The following is a 16,846-nucleotide window of genomic DNA, read 5'->3' as shown; positions in this document are numbered from 1 at the left end:
AATTAAAATTTTAAGTCATCAGGCATTTCAATGTCAATTTGTGTGTCGTTGATATCATCTAAATTCAAGATCCCCAATCGCTGCATCATCGAATAATTAAAAGCATATCCGCTCGGGCATTTATCACCCATTCTTTTACTACCAAAAAGCCCAATGAAGTATTTCTTAGATTTCAAATAATTCCTGATCGTCGTAGCTCCAATAACTTCTTCGCCTTGACGTTTAGAAACTTCCTTGTGGTAATCTTGGTGCACTTTGGAGAAGTTGATAAATATGATCTTGTCTCGTTCTTTATTGGTGTACGTGGCTTTTTCTCCTCTCTTCGGGATGTATTCAAATGTCGAAGCTCTTTCGATAAGGAAATCAGAACCTTGCTTGATCGAATGCTGTGCAGGATCTGCCAAGTATTCGACAATTCTCCAGAAAGCAGCTAATCCATCACTGTCAGCAATTGTTTCTGAGTTTTCGACAATGGCTTCTTTTGTCAAGTTGAAATATTGCTCGTAGGTAAAAGGAAAGTTGAATTTGTCTTGCAACATTTTTACCGTTACCAGGAGAACAATATAATTGTCAAAAACTCGGTTTTGGTATTCCTGCTCTTTCAGAGCGGCTTTCATTTCCTTTTGAGTTTCAGCATATACTCGAGTCATGTTTTTGGCAAAGAAATCACGGTGTTTGATTGTGTCCAGTATAAAAGACGAAATTCCTTCTTTGTTCCAGGCAATCAGCTTGTTGTATTGCTCTTTTTCGTTAGAGGTGAATTCCTTGTTTTCAAAGTTGGTAATGATCGAGCGGGAAGGCAAAGCACCATCATCACGGGTTGGTAAATATTGCCCGGAATAATAAACCGCCGAGTTGATTTTGTCAACCGTGGTTCTATTGCTTTCAAATCCTTTTCCTTTTTCACGGCCTATTCCGTTCCAAGTTCCTTTCAATGTTTGGTGCATTCCCTCGTCGATATCGTCGCGCATCTCGTCACAAAAAACAATTGAATTCTTCACTCTGGTCAATCTTCTGGACAAACCTACCAGTGTAGAAGTGTTCAGTTCTAATGGGTTCAGGTTGTGATAAAAGAACGCCTGAAGGCAAGAACCAAATCCTGATTTACCGCTGTCTTTTTGCCCAAATCCTCCAAATAAGGGAAAGAAATTGTAATGCTGAATGAATAAATCTCTAAAATTAGCAGCCAAACAAAATGCTACTCCCAATCTTCCTTTATCACCAAAAACGGTTACCATTTGTGATGCCCATTGGTCCAGAGAAACCGGTGCCGCTTTATGAATAAAATGACGGTCATTTTCGAATGGATCATCACCTTCATTGGCAGCTTTGTAAATCTCAGAATGTGATGGAGAATAAAAGTGCGTGATATCAGAGCGGTATTCACTTTCGGTTTTTTCTAATCCTTCCACGTTTACGATGCCGTATTTATTGACTTTATGGAAATTATTGTCGTTGTAAATTCCATCTGCAAAAGCAAAGAAACCTTGGCGTTGGTAGCCTAGTATTTTCAATTCAGAAGCCGTGATAAAATCATTCAGCAGTTTCTTAGCCACCAATTGAAAGTCTTCGTTTCTCGCTCCTGGTTCAAAGAAGAAGAAACCCTCCATGATCAAACGTTCTTTTATTTTGGTAAAATTGATTAAGTCAGTCGATTCAAAATCTATCAGTCTTTTGTGTCCAAGGTGGTTGATGACCTCACAAAGTCTTTTATTATCAGCGCGACCTTCCACATGGAAAAGCGGGATTACTCTAAAATTAGTGCCTAAAACAAAGGAGTTTTCACGGCGAAACCAGTACACATTTCCTATTTCACAAAAACGATCTGTCAAATACTGATCTTTATTGGCTCCTTCCGGAAGTCCAAGCACTTCATGTTCTTTTTTGTCGGCTTCTTGTGATTTTCCTTTTTTGGCTTTCGCTTCATTTTCTTCCGTGGCTGTAATAATTCCAGTAATGACTAGCGGTTTTTGCCCTAGTATTTTCGAAACCATTTTCACATAGGCAGTTTGCTCAATTTTGTTAGGAATCAGGTGCAAAGTATTGGCCATGCTTTCTACCGAAGCAGCAACCAGGGAAGGATCGTATTTTGGCAAGTCGGCCAGTTCTTGTTTTAGTTCTTTTTCCTGTTCCGCAATAGATCTAAAGATTTCGTCATTTTCTTTTTTCTTAAATTTTCTATCGTGAATAGAAAGTGCTTTTAGTTCCTCCTCAGTAGCCAACTGATATTTTAACTCAACGATCGTTTTATCTAGTTCTTCGCGCAGCGTTTGTTCTAATGCTTCCAGTTCCGGGTTCTTAGCTTCTTCCTGTAAAAATTTAGCTTTCCAAAGAATGGCATCCTCACGGTTTTTTTCGATAAACTCATTGATATCGCATTGTTTAGACAAGCTGTCAGGATCTTCTCCATCAGGGCAAATCACCACTTCGACTTTGAAACCAAAGCGCAAACAAATATCAATATCACGGTGTACGGCTCTCAATCCCGCTTTGTCCCCATCACGAAACAAAATCACATGTTTGCAAAAACGTTGCAATAATTTGGCGTGGCCCTCAGTCAATGAAGTTCCGCAGGTAGCAATTGCATTTCCTGCATTGGCTTGGTGCAAAGCCATTACATCCGTATATCCTTCTAGTAAAATGGCTTTCCCTGAAGAAGCAATTTTCTTTTTAGCTTGCCAAAGTCCGTACAACACTCTTTCTTTTAAGTAGAGCTTGCTTTCCTTAGAATTCATGTACTTGGCATAAGTCTTATCTTCTTCGCTGTTGCTGATTCTTCCTCCAAAACCGATGATATCGCCTTTTTCGTTGTGAATAGGAAACATGATTCTGTTTCTAAAGAAGTCATACGATGCACCATCTTTCGTATTGGTAAACCCTAAAGTTTTTGATAGTTCAAAGTGAGCGTTGTTGATTAGTGGAGTGGAAACGAAGCTTCTTTCATCGGGTGCAAATCCAATCATAAATTCCTGCAGAATTTCCTCAGAAAATCCACGATCACTGATCATCATTTTCTTTGCCCAATCTGTTATGGCAAGGCTGTTGAATTTCTTTTGGTATTGGTCAGAGCAAAACTGCACGATCTTTTTCATGGACAATATTTCGTCATGAATTTTCTTAGCATCTTCTGATTGTTCTTCGTATTCCAAAACGATACCGGTGATCTCGGCCACTTTTTCCACCGCTTCAAAGAAGTTCATAGTTGGGTATTTCTTCATGATAAACTGCACCGAGTTTCCTCCAAATCCAGCCGAATTATCATAAAAGAAGTTTTTCACCACATGCACGCATAAAGAAGGCGTTCCTTTCTCGCCTGTAAAAGGAGAAAAACAGAAATAGTGAACGCCTTTCTTTTTCAGTTCTTCAGTGGCTCCAATAACGACATCAATACGAGCTTCATCAATCAAATTATCAATAGAGGATTGTTTTATAAACTTCATAGATTATCCTTTACTGATTATTAGTTCTCTGCCTACTATGTTCCAACTATCTGTAAAATGATCCTGCTGCATGTCTATGGACTTAGAATCATCATCTTTACTTACAAATGACATTTCCAGTTTTAAGGTGTTCCATGTGTTTAATAGTGCTGGAGAGGGCATTTGCGAGAAATATTGCTTATGAAATCGTGAGCCTTCGATATAGCAACCTGGAGACATTCCGTAAGGAGTAGGTGCTATTCTTTCAGCAGTAAAACAGCTTTTAAGTGTTTTAGCAAGTAATACAACTTCATCCTCTGAAACTCCAAGAACCTTTTCTATAGGAAGTAATTGCGATTGTAAGGCCTCGATTTCTTGACGAAGAGCAAAGGATTGAGAATCCATTTCTTTTTCAGTAAAATATCCTGATTGTTCTAGGTTATAAATTTGCTCCTGTAGAAGAGCGATCTGGGAGTTTATTTTTTCGTTTGACATAAATGGTGCTTTTTTTTGGTTTAGTAAGCCCGTCTGGTGGCGGGCTTGTGTATTAGATATTTTTATTAGGATAGAGCTTTCGGAGTTTCTTTTTATAGAAGTTCATCATCAGTAATTTGTCTCTGGGACTGTAATCTTCTGATAGATCTATTTCGTTTATTTTCAATCCTAAAATTCTAGCCTGTTTTTTAGTGGGAAGTGCTACGTGCATATCTGAGGTTTTAAGATTCTTAAATCATAACACACGGCCACCAGTCTGGCACGGGACAACACATGTAGTTTTTCAAACAGTTTGTGTTTTCTGGTTTCAAAAGTGTTGATGCACACTTTTAGTTTTTCGGCAATTACGGGAAGCGTATCCTCGGTAGCCAAAAGCTTTATCATGTCAATTTCAAAAGGCGTTAGAGGAATGTCAACTGTTGAATAAATAGTCTTATTTCTCTGTTTTACGGGGTAATTGTTTATATTTGTCATCGCTAAATGAATGAATTAAGCCTCGAGATCTTTAATTAGATTAAGAGGTTTTTTTTGTTTTACGGCCAAACTTCTCCTGTACTTTCTTGTTATTCATACCCACTTCTACAAGTGCGTTCATAATGTCTTCGTTGAAAGCGCCATTCAGTCCAGTTTTAACTCTAGAAATATAAACTCGGGAGAAAGTGTTTTCGATCAAACCGCTGTCTTTCCATTTGTCCAGAATAATTAAAGTCTGGTTTACATAGTTGCTTGGAAGACTTTCTAAGGCTTCGTTTATGAGCTTTGGGGTAAATGCTTTTTTGTTTTCGGCGGGAACTGTGTTATCTTTGTTTGTCATTTGTTTATAATTTGTTTAAGATTGGTTTGACAAATATATATAGATTAATTGAAATATCAATTAAAAAACACTACTTTTTTAAAAAAAAATAGATTTATGAATATAGCTGGAGAAAAAATATCAAGATTAATTGAGATTTATGGAGCAAACAAAGGGTATCCGGAGAAGTCCTATCTGCCAATGTTTTGTGATGATTTCAATGTAAATTATTCACAATGGAACGCCTATACTCGTGGAAAACAAAATATAGGCACTAAAATTATAGATTTATTAATGGAGATTTTTCCAGATTTGAATTTAAACTGGCTATTGAAGGATGATGATAATATATTTATAGGAAGTGAAAATGAAACTAGCGTAATTGTAAATGAACCAGAACCAAAATACTCTAAAAAAATAGGGCAGGAAGATATTTATAGTAAGCTTGAGGATATACTTTTTGAATTAAAAAAAGTGACGTGTAAGTAGTAAGTACGGCACATTAGGAGCTTTGCCCTGTGTCATATTTGTGTCAAAATAGAACTAAAAATAAGTTTTGAATAAAAAAATAGTGTTGATATACAAGGGTTTACAGCCTAAGATAATTTTAATATTGTAAAATTAAAATCCCTTTCTCTCTGCAAACCAATAATGCTTCCTGAAAGGGGAGCATTTTTTGTTTTAGAGTGAGTCAAACTTTTAATTTGGGAATACATTAAAATAAAATCTAAAATTCCAAAGAATTTAAAACTAAGCTTTATTCCTTTATAATATGTCTTTTTGTGGGGTTAATGAAGTTCATTCTGTTTTTTCTGCAAATTTGAATGCTTCACGAAACGGAAATATTTTATGTTTAAATGGTGGTCTGTTTTTTTGATATATAGTAGTTTGAAGATATTTTTTTTAAATCGCACAGGTGAAAAAATAGCTAACTTCATCTTTACCTCTAAAAAATCTTATATTTGTGGCAGCGCATAGCAAAGGTATATTTTAATTATAATAAGATGATTATGGGATTTTCTGCAAGATGGATATACATTAAGAATTTACTTACTAGTTCTTTTGTGCTACTTTTTGTATGCTCTGCAATTGCTCAAGAAAAACCAATTCCGGAACTACAATCCACAAAACCAGTTGATTCCCTTTACAGAGAAGATCAGTTTTATGTAGGTCTAACATATAATACGCTTCAAAACAAACCAGAAAATCTTTCGCAACAAAAAATCTCATTGGGTGTCTCTGCTGGATTTTTGAGAGACATGCCCATTAATAAAAACAGGAATGTAGCCATTGCGACCGGTCTAGGTTTTGCTCTCAATAATTACAATGAAAATTTAACTATTTCGAAAGTAGGTGGACTAAATAATTATACTATTGATAATGATGGAGCGGGTTTTGAAAAAAATAAATTTACTCAATTATTAGTTGAAGTTCCGTTAGAATTTAGATGGCGATCATCAACTTTTGAAAGTTATAAGTTTTGGAGAGTGTATGGAGGTGTAAAGTTTAGTTATTTGCTTTATGATAAGTCTGTTTTTAAGACATCTACAGCTAAAACAGTCATAACAAATAATAATGATTTTAATGATTTTTTGTACGGTGTATATTTATCAGGAGGATACAATACCATCAATCTCTATGCGTACTACGGACTAAATCCGCTGTTTAAATCCGCCGAAGTAAATGGTCAAAAAGTGGACTTTAGATCCTTGCAATTGGGTATTATATTTTATATTCTATAACCATAATGGCATCAATAAAAGCTGCGGACTTCCGCCTAAAAGCATGCCTATTAGTATTTCCTTTGTGGTATGCGCTTTCATTTCTAGGCGCGACGAAGCGACTAAACCATTCGTAAAAATTAGTGCTGCAAAGAAACCGATGTTTTGTGTTTGGTGCGCAATACTTAACCCGAAATAAAAGATAGTCAAGCCAGTGATCCCCATCATATGCAAACTCGCTTTTGACTTAAAAAACAAGAGAATTAGAGCGATCAACGTGCTCATTAACGCACCAAGCATAAAAAAATGTAGTTCGCTATAGCGATCTAGCGTAATACTTTGCTTAACTAAAATAATAATCAAAAACGAATGTATTACTAGTGGCAGCTTTCTTTCTGCAATATCAGGAACCATCAAAGAGCTAATTTTACCGGTTGCTTTTAGCAAAAAGAAAAATAGAATAGGAATTACTAATGTTACAATGAAGACCTGAAGGAGTATGAAAATTTTTTCTTGAAAACCAATGTCAGCGTTTTTTGCAAAAATATAAAACAAAGTCGCGTAAACTGGAATGAATACAGGATGAAAAATGTAAGAGAATAAAGTGAGGTATTTTTTCAAGGTATCAAATATTGGTTCTAAAGCAAATATAATAAATATCATTTTGTTGTTATCATTAAAATAAGTAGCATCTTAAGAATAAAACAAGAAAAGTAGGGTTCGAGTTTATCTAATTACTGACGGGAGAGTACTCCAGTTTTGAAAAGAAGTCTTATTTTTGAGGCAAAAGGGTCTTGTTGCGTCAATACTGAGATTTAAAAAGCAGGACGAAGTAAGCCAAAATTAGCAAATAACAATCATGAGTATACTTATCAAAAATATTATTTCTGTACTTAATGCCCGTTTTTCAGGACACGAGAAAGAGGGAGTTGTTAGTTCCGTTTCCATCGATAGTCGTTCCTTACAAAATAGCGATAGTACCCTATTTTTTGCTATTGTAGGCCCAAATAATGATGCACACAGTTACATTAAAGATTTAATTGAAAAAGGAGTTAGTAATTTTGTGGTGAGTCATATACCTGAAGAATGTGCTAATAGTGCTAATTTTCTAGTAGTCAATGATACATTGGTCGCTTTGCAGCAGTTCGCAGGTTATTACCGTAGCTTTTTCGATTTCCCAGTGATTGGATTAACAGGAAGTAACGGAAAAACCATAGTAAAAGAGTGGCTTAATTTTCTGCTAAGTCCTGATTTTAATGTAATCCGTAGCCCTAAAAGTTATAACTCACAGGTAGGCGTGCCTTTATCTGTCATTGCCATAAATGAAAAGCATAATTTAGGGATTTTCGAGGCAGGAATCTCTACTGTCGCAGAGATGGTTAAGTTGGAACAAATTATAAAACCTACTATTGGAGTTTTAACTAGTATTGGTTCGTCACATGACGAGGGTTTTGTTAGCTTAAAGCAAAAGATTAATGAAAAACTGTTGCTATTTAAAGATTGTGAAGTACTCATTTATCAAAAAGATGTTTTAGTAGATTCCTGCATAGCAAGTGATATAAAAACATTCTCTTGGAGCTACAATGATAAAAGTGCCAATGTCGTTGTAACCAAGAAAAATACTCTTAATGGTCTTACAACAGTATCATATCAGTATAAGGAGCAAAGTTTTGAGTTAAGTATTCCTTTTCAAGACAAGGCTTCGATCGAAAATGCTATTTCCTGTTTACTTGTTTTGCTTTATTTTAATTATGATTTCGAAACCATTCAGTCTCGAATGGCGTTGCTTTTTCCTGTTGAAATGCGATTAAAAGTAAAAAACGGAATTAATAATTGTAGTATAATAGATGATAGTTACAGTTCTGATTTTCAATCTTTAAAAATAGCCTTAGATTTTTTAGAAAGTCAAAAACAATTTTCTAAAAAAACACTTATTTTATCCGACATTTTTCAAAGTGGACTAGCAATAGAGGATTTGTATTCGAGAGTAGCGCAGTTAGTAGTTTCGAATAATATTACTAGAGTAATAGGAATAGGGACTACTATTTCAGCTTTTAAAGATTCCTTTGTAAACTGCACCACCTTTGATACTACGGCTGATTTTATAGCTAATTTTGAAACACTCGATTTTAGTAACGAAACAATTTTGATTAAAGGAGCACGATCTTTTCAGTTTGAAGAAATTGTGTATCTATTAGAGGAAAAAACCCATGAAACAGTTCTAGAAATCAATTTAAATGCGATTAGCTATAACTTAAATTTTTTCAAGTCAAAGCTTGCTCCAAAAGTAAAAATGATGGTGATGGTAAAAGCCTTTGGTTATGGTAATGGAGGTTTAGAAATCGCAAAGTTGTTAGAGTATCACAAGGTTGATTATTTAGGTGTGGCTTTCGCCGATGAAGGAATTTCATTGAAAAACGGAGGTATAAAATTACCAATAATGGTATTAAATCCGGAGAACACTAGTTTTGCTGCTATAATACAACACAAATTAGAGCCTGAAATATATTGTTTAAAAGGATTGTATGCTTTTTTAAAAATCGCAAAGAAAAAAAACTTACAACATTTCCCTATTCACATCAAAGTCGATACTGGAATGCACCGCTTGGGATTCGAAGAAAATTCGCTCGATGAACTAATTGCAGCATTAAAAGGAGAAAGTACAGTAAAAGTGCAAAGTATTTTATCACATTTAGCGACAAGCGATGATTTAGAGCATCTAGGATTTGCTTTAAAACAAATTCAATTATTCGAAAAATTATCATCTAAAATAATAAAGGAATTGGATATTAATCCAATTCGTCACATACTAAACACTTCTGGAATAAGTAATTTTCCGGATGCACAATACAATATGGTCCGTTTAGGAATAGGATTGTACGGCGTCTCGAACGATCCAGCCGAACAGCAATTTTTAGAGAATGTCGGGACACTTAAATCAGTTATATCACAAACAAGAACAATAGGAGCTGGAGAAAGCGTGGGTTATGGACGTAAATTCGTAGCTGATAGACCTACGAAGGTCGCAACAATTCCTATTGGTTATGCTGATGGTATTTCGAGAGGTTGGGGAAATGGATTAGGATTTGTAATCATCAAGGATAAGAAAGCAAAAATTATAGGTAGTATTTGCATGGATATGCTCATGGTAGATGTCACTGAAATTGATTGTACAGAGGGGGATTCTGTTATTATTTTTGGAGAGAAACCAACAGTCTCCTTTATAGCAAAAAAACTTAATACGATTCCATACGAAGTGCTGACAAGTATTTCACAACGAGTAAAACGTGTATTTTATCGTTGATAACGGCTTATTAACGTGTATTTATGTTTTTAAGTTTTTTTTAACATAGTTTAGATTATTCAAAAACAGTATTAATTTTAATTTAGAAGTATGGGATTTTTTAGTGATTTTAAAGCCTCTTTAATGAAAGGCGATGTATTAAGTTTAGCAACTGCTGTAGTTATTGGTGGTGCATTTGGCAAAGTTGTTGGTTCAGCTGTTGACGATATTATTATGCCAGTAGTTGGTTTGTTAACGGGAGGTGTAGATTTTACAACTAAGTTTATTGCATTGAACGGAGAAAGTTACGTTAATCTTGATGCTGCGAAAGCAGCTGGAGCAGCCGTAATAACCTACGGTAACTTGGTACAAGCAATTATTAATTTTGTAATCATTGCTCTTTTTGTATTTATAGTTTTAAGAGCTGCTGAGAGAATGAAAAAGAAAGAGGAAGTTGCTCCTGCAGCACCAGCTGGACCTACGCAAGAAGAGTTACTTACTCAAATTAGAGATTTGTTAAAAAAATAAGACCGCTGCATTATATGTTCAACTTAACCACCCAAGAAATTGGGTGGTTTTTCTTTTTTGTTATAATTGTAACATTTTGTTACTTTTTGTGAATGGTCTTATTTTTATTTCTTTATTACTTACTTTTGTTCCATATAAACAATAGTCCTAAATTTATAATAAAATGAAAATAGCAGTAGTAGGTGCAACCGGTATGGTTGGTGAGGTTATGTTACAGGTTTTAGCAGAAAGAAATTTTGTTTCTAATGCTGACGATTTGATTCTTGTTGCTTCAGAGCGATCTGTTGGTAAGGAAATTTCTTTTAACGGAAAAACATTTGCAGTAGTAGGTTTAGCTACGGCTGTTGCCATGCAACCTGATATTGCCTTATTTTCCGCTGGAGGTGAAACATCATTAGAGTGGGCGCCTAAATTTGCGGCAGTAGGAACAACTGTGATTGATAATTCATCTGCATGGAGAATGGATCCAACAAAAAAGCTGATAGTACCAGAAATTAATGCATCTGAATTAACTAAGGAGGATAAGATTATTGCAAATCCGAACTGCTCAACGATCCAAATGGTTTTAGCATTGGCTCCTTTGCATAAAAAATACAATATTAAGAGAATCATCGTTTCTACTTACCAATCGATTACTGGAACGGGCGTAAAAGCAGTGCAACAACTCGAAAACGAATATGCTGGAATAGATGGTGAGATGGCGTACAAATATCCTATTCATAGAAATGCAATTCCACAATGCGATTCGTTCGAAGAGAATGGATACACCAAAGAAGAAATGAAGTTAGTTCGTGAAACTAAGAAAATATTAAGCGACAACACTATAGCTGTTACCGCTACTGCAGTTCGTGTGCCTATTGTAGGAGGTCACAGTGAAGCATTAAATGTAGAGTTTACCAATGACTTCGATGTAAATGAGGTTCGTACTATTTTACAAGAAACAGACGGTATTGTTGTTCAAGATAATTTACAAGAATTTGAGTATCCAATGCCTATGTATGCCGAAGGTAAAAACGAAGTTTTTGTTGGGCGTATTAGAAGAGATGAGTCGCAACCTAATACCATAAACATGTGGGTGGTTGCTGATAACTTGCGCAAAGGTGCTGCTACTAACACGATTCAAATTGCTGAATATTTAAGAAGTCACAACTTAGTATAAATACAATTATAACCAAAAGATAAAACCATTTGTTTTAACATTCTTTATGTTTTGTTAAAACAAATGGTTTTCTTTTTTATGTTTTTAGTACCTTTGTTAGCGATGCAAAGTAAAAAACTCATTGTAAGTATGTCATTAGTGATGACGGTATTGTTCTCAATACTGTTTCAATCGCTGCATACTTATGAGCATTTTGTCCAGCAATTTGCAGACAAAGAGTGTCATCATAAAAAGAATAACTACGGTGAGCCTGAAATAACACACCAGCATCACACTGTAGATGATTGTAAAGTTTGTCACTTTAGTTTTGGCTCTTATCTAGCTCCCAAGGTTATTGCTTACAAGCTGATTACAAATTTTAATCAAGTACCTTATTTTTATAAAACTGCAAAAGGAATCTTATCCTTTTCAGGAAGTTTGTACGCCCATAGAGGACCACCAACTGTTTTTACTTAATTAACCCCTTACCTTTTGGGGCGTTGCTGCTGTAAATTCGTTTCGGATTTGAGTCAAAAGCAACTAGCTATTTTTCTTTTTACAAAGAACTATTTTCTCGTATTGTCCAAATAAAATAGAAGTTGTACAAATACTTTTGTTTTATTTAGATGGATACGTTGTATGGTTCGTTTGTTAAACAGAAACTTTATTTCGTAATAACAATACAATCACTTCAATGAAAAATATAATAATCACCCTATTGCTAGGGTTTTCGGCCATACTTCACGCACAAAATTCGGTTTCTGGAACAGTTACCGATAAAGATAAAAATCCAATAGTGGGTGTTTCTATATATGCCCCAGAATTACACAAAGGAACCACAACGGATGGAAGCGGAAATTATACTATTTCTAATGTTCCTTTGGGATCTTTAAAATTAGTTTTTGATTATGTTGGTTTTAATAATCAAACTAAAACAATTATAGTTATGGCAAACAGTAACACCTTAAACATTAATTTAGAGCAAGCCATTTTTAAGATGGATGAGGTTATTGTTTCCACTGCTTTTAATAAGTTACAATCACAAAATGTAATGAAGGTAGAGCATGCCACTATCAGAGAGCTACAGCAAAAAGGAACGGCAACTTTAATTGAAGGATTGGCTACTATTCCCGGAGTATCACAAGTATCCACCGGAACATCGATAGGTAAGCCGGTAATTCGTGGTTTGAGCGGTAACCGTGTTTTAGTTTACTCGCAAGGAGTTCGTATGGAGAATCAACAATTTGGCGACGAGCATGGTTTAGGTTTAAACGATGCTGGAGTAGAAAGTGTTGAGGTAATTAAGGGACCTGCTTCGCTATTGTATGGTTCAGATGCCATAGGTGGTGTTTTGTATTTCAACCCAGAAAAATTTGCGGATGCACATACTTTTAAAGCCGATTTTAATCAAAAATTATTCTCAAATACGCTAGGAAGTAATTCTTCATTAGGGTTAAAAACATCGACTGATAACTGGAAGTTTCTCGCGAGAGGGAGTTTCAATACACACTCTGACTATCGAATTGCGGGAGGAGAACGCGTTACGAATACCCGTTATAACGAAACCGACTTTAAAACAGGAATAGGGTATAGTAACTCCAAATTCAGTAGTACGTTGCGATACAATTACAATAAATTGGATTTAGGTATTCCAGAAGATGGAATCGCTGATCAATCATCAAGCAAAAATACGGGTTTCCCGAGACAAGGCGTTTTTAGCCATTTGTTGAGTTTAAATTCGGTTGTGTACTTCAAAAACAGCAAGTTAGATGTCGATTTAGGATATGTATCAAATGATCGTTCTGAATTTGAAGATAGTGATGTAGCAGGTTTGCAAATGAAATTAAACACCTTCAATTACAATGCAAAATACCATCTTCCTAAAGTTGGTGCTTTTGAATCAATTATTGGCGTGCAAGGAATGCATCAAACGAATGTGAACTCAGGAGAAGAATACCTTATTCCAGATGCTACGACCAATGATTTTGGAATTTTTGGTACTGGGAATTATGAGTGGGGATCAAATGTAGTACAAGCAGGATTGCGATTTGATAACCGACAAATTACTTCTATCGAAAATGGAGTATTTGGCGATGAAGGCTATTTCAAGGCGATCGACAGATCATTTGATAGTTTTAATGCGTCTCTTGGGTATAAAACAAATATAACTGAGAATGTCACCATGCGTTTGAATGTTGCTTCAGGATTTAGAGCACCTAATCTTGCAGAATTAACTTCTAATGGCGTTCACGAAGGAACGAACAGATACGAAGTAGGAAACGAGAATTTGAAAACAGAGCAAAACGTACAAACAGATTTGAATTTGGAGTACAACAATAGCCATTTTGAATTTTTTGTAAATGGTTTCTACAACCACATCAACAATTATATTTACACTTCGCCGGCGGGTTTTATGTTGGATAACAACGATGTGTTTAATTACGTTCAGGACAATGCAAAATTATATGGAGGTGAAATAGGATTTCATTTTCATCCACATCCGCTAGATTGGTTGCATTACGAAACGAGTTTTGAAACCGTAACAGGTAAAAAACAAGATGGAGAATACTTGCCATTAATTCCTGCTAATAATTGGAACAATACCATCAGAACCGAGTTTTCTATTAAAAACTGGTTAGACCAAGGTTTCGCTACACTTAATTTAAGTTCTACATTCAATCAAAATAATGTGAGTGGTTTCGAAACAAGTTCAAAAGGTTACACACTGGTCAATTTAGGATTTGGTGGGAAAGTAACTTGGGGTAAAACGGTATTCAATGTTAACCTAAACGGAAATAATCTATTCGACAAAAGATACATTGCTCATCTATCCCGACTTAAAAATGATGGAATTCCGAACATAGGAAGAAACATCGTGTTAGGCGTGAATTTCACTATTTAAATTTTAAATAAGCAGGAAGAAACCTAACTATTGCATTTGTGTAAAACTAGGCGCAAGTTTTATAGCCAAAACAAAAAGGCACAAGATCATTTTACCATTGATTTTGTGCCTTTGCTGTTTATAAAACAACAATTTGATTGATTGTAAAGCTAAGTTTTGTATCTTTGTTTAACAATTGTATTTAAAGATTAAACAAAATAAAAAAGCAGTAAGTAGTAGTGATTAAAACTCCCGTAAATATTGTTTGGTTCAAAAGGGATTTGCGTTTCGTAGATAACGAGGCCTTGTTTGCTGCACACAATTCGGACTTACCTTTGTTGTTGGTTTATTTTTTTGAACCTTCTGTTATGAATTATGATGATGCTGATGTGCGCCATTGGCGATTTGTTTACGAGTCTATTCAGGATCTACAAAAAAAGTTAAACCCAATCAATGCCACGATCTATTTTTTTCATGACGAAGTAGCTACTGTTTTTAAGGAATTGGTGGCACAGTATGAGATAAAAACCGTTTTTTCACATCAAGAAATAGGAAATAAAGTCACTTATGATAGAGATGTAGCGATGCAAGAGTTCTTTCAGCAAAATAATATTAGCTGGAAAGAGTCACAAATGCATGGTGTTATTAGGCGATTAAAATCAAGACAATATTGGGACAAGCGTTGGGAAGAGGTCATGCGAGCAGAACCTAAAATTTTAAACGAACAATTATTAAATGTTGTTCAGTTGGACCTCTCTTTTTACGATAAATTAAAGGGCGAAAACCTTTCGGATGAAATAACAACCAGAAATACAAACTTTCAGCAAGGAGGCGAGTATTGGGCTTGGCGTTATTTAGATAGTTTTGTAAAGGAGCGTTATGTGAATTACAGCAAGCACATATCAAAACCCGCTTTGAGTAGGACGGGTTGCAGTCGATTGTCGCCCTATTTGACGTATGGGAATATTAGTATGCGAATGATTTACCAGTATACCAATCAGCATTACGAGAATTCTAAGAACAAAAGAGCGATTCTAAACTTCGTATCCCGCCTGCATTGGCATTGCCACTTTATTCAAAAGTTTGAAGACGAATGTCGAATGGAGTTTGAAAACGTCAATAGAGCTTATGATGTTTTGGTTAAACCAAAAAACGAAAGCTACATCAAAGCTTGGCAAGAAGGAAAAACGGGTGTTCCCATTGTCGATGCTTGCATGCGGTGCTTAGTAGCGACAGGTTATATTAATTTTAGAATGCGTGCTATGGTGGTGTCCTTTTTTACCTTTAATCTTTGGCAAGATTGGCGAGAGTTGCATTTTTTAGCGAGGCAATTTTTAGACTATGAGCCGGGAATTCATTATCCGCAAATTCAAATGCAATCGGGTACGACAGGCATCAATACAATTCGGATTTATAGTCCCATAAAAAACTCAGAAGACCATGATCCTGAAGGGGTATTTATAAAAAAATGGTTGCCGGAGCTAGCTGATATTCCAGTTAATTTGATTCATGAACCCTGGAAGTTAAACCCCATTGAACAACAATTTTATAATTGCGAAATAGGGAAAGACTATCCAGAACCAATTGTAAATATCGAAGAGACTAGAAAATATGCCAGCGATATTGTATGGAGTTTCCGTAAGAAAGACGAAGTAAAAGAAGAAGGGAAACGTATTTTGAAGAAACATGTTTCTAACCCTAACCGACGAGTAAAAAAGACAAAATCATAATGACACTATTTTTAAAAGCAAAGTGGGAAAACATCATAATGGCCAATTATGAAATTGATCCTGCCATTCTACTTCCTTTTTTACCAAAAGGAGTCGAATTGGACTTGTTCGATGGTAAGGCTTACATCAGTCTTGTTGGTTTTATGTTTAAGAATACTAAATTGTTTAATGTGACCATTCCGTGGTTTGGCACTTTCGAAGAAATTAATTTGCGGTTTTATGTGGTTCGAAAAGAAGGTAACAAAGTCAAACGCGGCGTTGTCTTTATCAATGAAACAATTCCGTATCCCATTGTAGCTTGGATGGCTAATAAATTATATAACGAACATTATACAGTGGTGCCTACAAAACACCAAATTAGTGATGAAGGCACAACAAAAAAAGTAAATTTTGAATGGCTGCGTAATAAAAAATGGAATAGTATTTATGTTGAGGCAGGCACTGAATCGGTTCCGATGAAAAGCGAGAGTTTGGAGCAATTTATATACGAACATTATTACGGTTATACCAAAATTGACGAAAATACCAGCGAAGAATACAAATTGCAACATCCGAGTTGGCTCGTAAATAAAGTAGCAAAGTACAAGATAAATTGTGATTTCAAAGCAATGTATGGTGATGCATTTTCAGTTTTAAATACTACGGAGCCTACTGCCGTTTTTATAGCCGAAGGTTCAGCGGTAGGGATAGAGTGGAAACGCAACCGATTAAATTTTGATCATGAAAGGAGTTAAAAAGCAAAATTTACCCTCAAAAATGTGTCTGGTTTGCAACCGGCCTTTTACGTGGAGGAAAAAATGGGAAAAAGTGTGGGATGAAGTAAAATACTGCAGTGATAAATGCAGAAGCAACAAATAA

Annotated in this window: 15 protein-coding genes; 10 read left to right on the top strand and 5 right to left on the bottom strand. The window is 35.3% G+C overall.

Going from position 1 to position 16,846, the window contains the following annotated elements:
• Positions 1-2: 2 nt before the first annotated feature.
• The 4 genes from dnaG to H8R22_RS01220 form a co-directional block, all read right to left on the bottom strand.
• A complete protein-coding gene (gene dnaG / locus H8R22_RS01240; protein WP_187009334.1) occupies positions 3-3,440 on the bottom strand; it encodes a DNA primase in 3,438 nt (1,145 codons plus the stop codon).
• 3 nt (positions 3,441-3,443) lie between these two features.
• Complete coding sequence (locus H8R22_RS01235; RefSeq protein WP_187009335.1) at positions 3,444-3,914, bottom strand: hypothetical protein; 471 nt, start codon at positions 3,912-3,914, stop codon at positions 3,444-3,446.
• Positions 3,915-3,966: 52 nt separating this feature from the next.
• Positions 3,967-4,125, bottom strand: coding sequence for a hypothetical protein (locus H8R22_RS01230; RefSeq protein WP_187009336.1), 159 nt, complete (start codon positions 4,123-4,125; stop codon positions 3,967-3,969).
• 303 nt (positions 4,126-4,428) lie between these two features.
• Complete coding sequence (locus H8R22_RS01220; RefSeq protein WP_187009338.1) at positions 4,429-4,728, bottom strand: hypothetical protein; 300 nt, start codon at positions 4,726-4,728, stop codon at positions 4,429-4,431.
• 96 nt (positions 4,729-4,824) lie between these two features.
• On the opposite strand from H8R22_RS01220, the gene H8R22_RS01215 reads away from it, so the two are divergent.
• Positions 4,825-5,196, top strand: coding sequence for a hypothetical protein (locus H8R22_RS01215; RefSeq protein WP_187009339.1), 372 nt, complete (start codon positions 4,825-4,827; stop codon positions 5,194-5,196).
• A gap of 521 nt (positions 5,197-5,717) precedes the next feature.
• Positions 5,718-6,449: a porin family protein gene (locus H8R22_RS01210; RefSeq protein WP_187009340.1), complete on the top strand. Its 732-nt coding sequence runs from the start codon at positions 5,718-5,720 to the stop codon at positions 6,447-6,449.
• On the opposite strand, the gene H8R22_RS01205 is transcribed toward H8R22_RS01210, so the two are convergent.
• The gene (locus H8R22_RS01205; protein WP_225875987.1) at positions 6,444-7,091 is read right to left on the bottom strand and encodes a hypothetical protein; all 648 of its coding nucleotides are present in this window, start codon (positions 7,089-7,091) and stop codon (positions 6,444-6,446) included. The genes H8R22_RS01210 and H8R22_RS01205 overlap by 6 nt on opposite strands.
• 196 nt (positions 7,092-7,287) lie before the next feature.
• On the opposite strand from H8R22_RS01205, the gene H8R22_RS01200 reads away from it, so the two are divergent.
• From H8R22_RS01200 to H8R22_RS01165, 8 genes are all read left to right on the top strand, one after another.
• The gene (locus tag H8R22_RS01200) at positions 7,288-9,732 is read left to right on the top strand and encodes a bifunctional UDP-N-acetylmuramoyl-tripeptide:D-alanyl-D-alanine ligase/alanine racemase (RefSeq protein WP_187009341.1); all 2,445 of its coding nucleotides are present in this window, start codon (positions 7,288-7,290) and stop codon (positions 9,730-9,732) included.
• Positions 9,733-9,822: 90 nt separating this feature from the next.
• Entirely contained in the window at positions 9,823-10,239 is a 417-nt protein-coding gene (gene mscL, locus H8R22_RS01195) for a large conductance mechanosensitive channel protein MscL (RefSeq protein ID WP_187009342.1), read from the top strand.
• Positions 10,240-10,402: 163 nt separating this feature from the next.
• Positions 10,403-11,398 carry an aspartate-semialdehyde dehydrogenase gene (locus H8R22_RS01190; RefSeq protein ID WP_187009343.1) on the top strand — a complete coding sequence of 332 codons (996 nt, stop codon included), beginning with the start codon at positions 10,403-10,405 and terminating at the stop codon, positions 11,396-11,398.
• Between the two features lie 63 nt (positions 11,399-11,461).
• Entirely contained in the window at positions 11,462-11,854 is a 393-nt protein-coding gene (locus H8R22_RS01185) for a hypothetical protein (RefSeq protein ID WP_225878963.1), read from the top strand.
• Between the two features lie 217 nt (positions 11,855-12,071).
• Positions 12,072-14,279 carry a TonB-dependent receptor gene (locus H8R22_RS01180; protein ID WP_187009344.1) on the top strand — a complete coding sequence of 736 codons (2,208 nt, stop codon included), beginning with the start codon at positions 12,072-12,074 and terminating at the stop codon, positions 14,277-14,279.
• A gap of 218 nt (positions 14,280-14,497) precedes the next feature.
• A complete protein-coding gene (locus H8R22_RS15700) occupies positions 14,498-15,988 on the top strand; it encodes a cryptochrome/deoxyribodipyrimidine photo-lyase family protein (protein WP_187009345.1) in 1,491 nt (496 codons plus the stop codon).
• On the top strand, positions 15,988-16,722 hold the full coding sequence (locus tag H8R22_RS01170) for a YqjF family protein (RefSeq protein WP_187009346.1): 735 nt from the start codon (positions 15,988-15,990) through the stop codon (positions 16,720-16,722). Before H8R22_RS15700 ends, H8R22_RS01170 begins: the two co-directional genes overlap by 1 nt.
• Positions 16,709-16,846 carry a DUF2256 domain-containing protein gene (locus H8R22_RS01165; RefSeq protein WP_187009347.1) on the top strand — a complete coding sequence of 46 codons (138 nt, stop codon included), beginning with the start codon at positions 16,709-16,711 and terminating at the stop codon, positions 16,844-16,846. Before H8R22_RS01170 ends, H8R22_RS01165 begins: the two co-directional genes overlap by 14 nt.

This window comes from Flavobacterium kayseriense, from assembly GCF_014305095.1.
Classification (GTDB): domain Bacteria; phylum Bacteroidota; class Bacteroidia; order Flavobacteriales; family Flavobacteriaceae; genus Flavobacterium; species Flavobacterium kayseriense.
The sequence above is the reverse complement of the archived record's forward strand: the minus strand, read 5'-3'. Positions and strand labels throughout refer to the sequence as shown.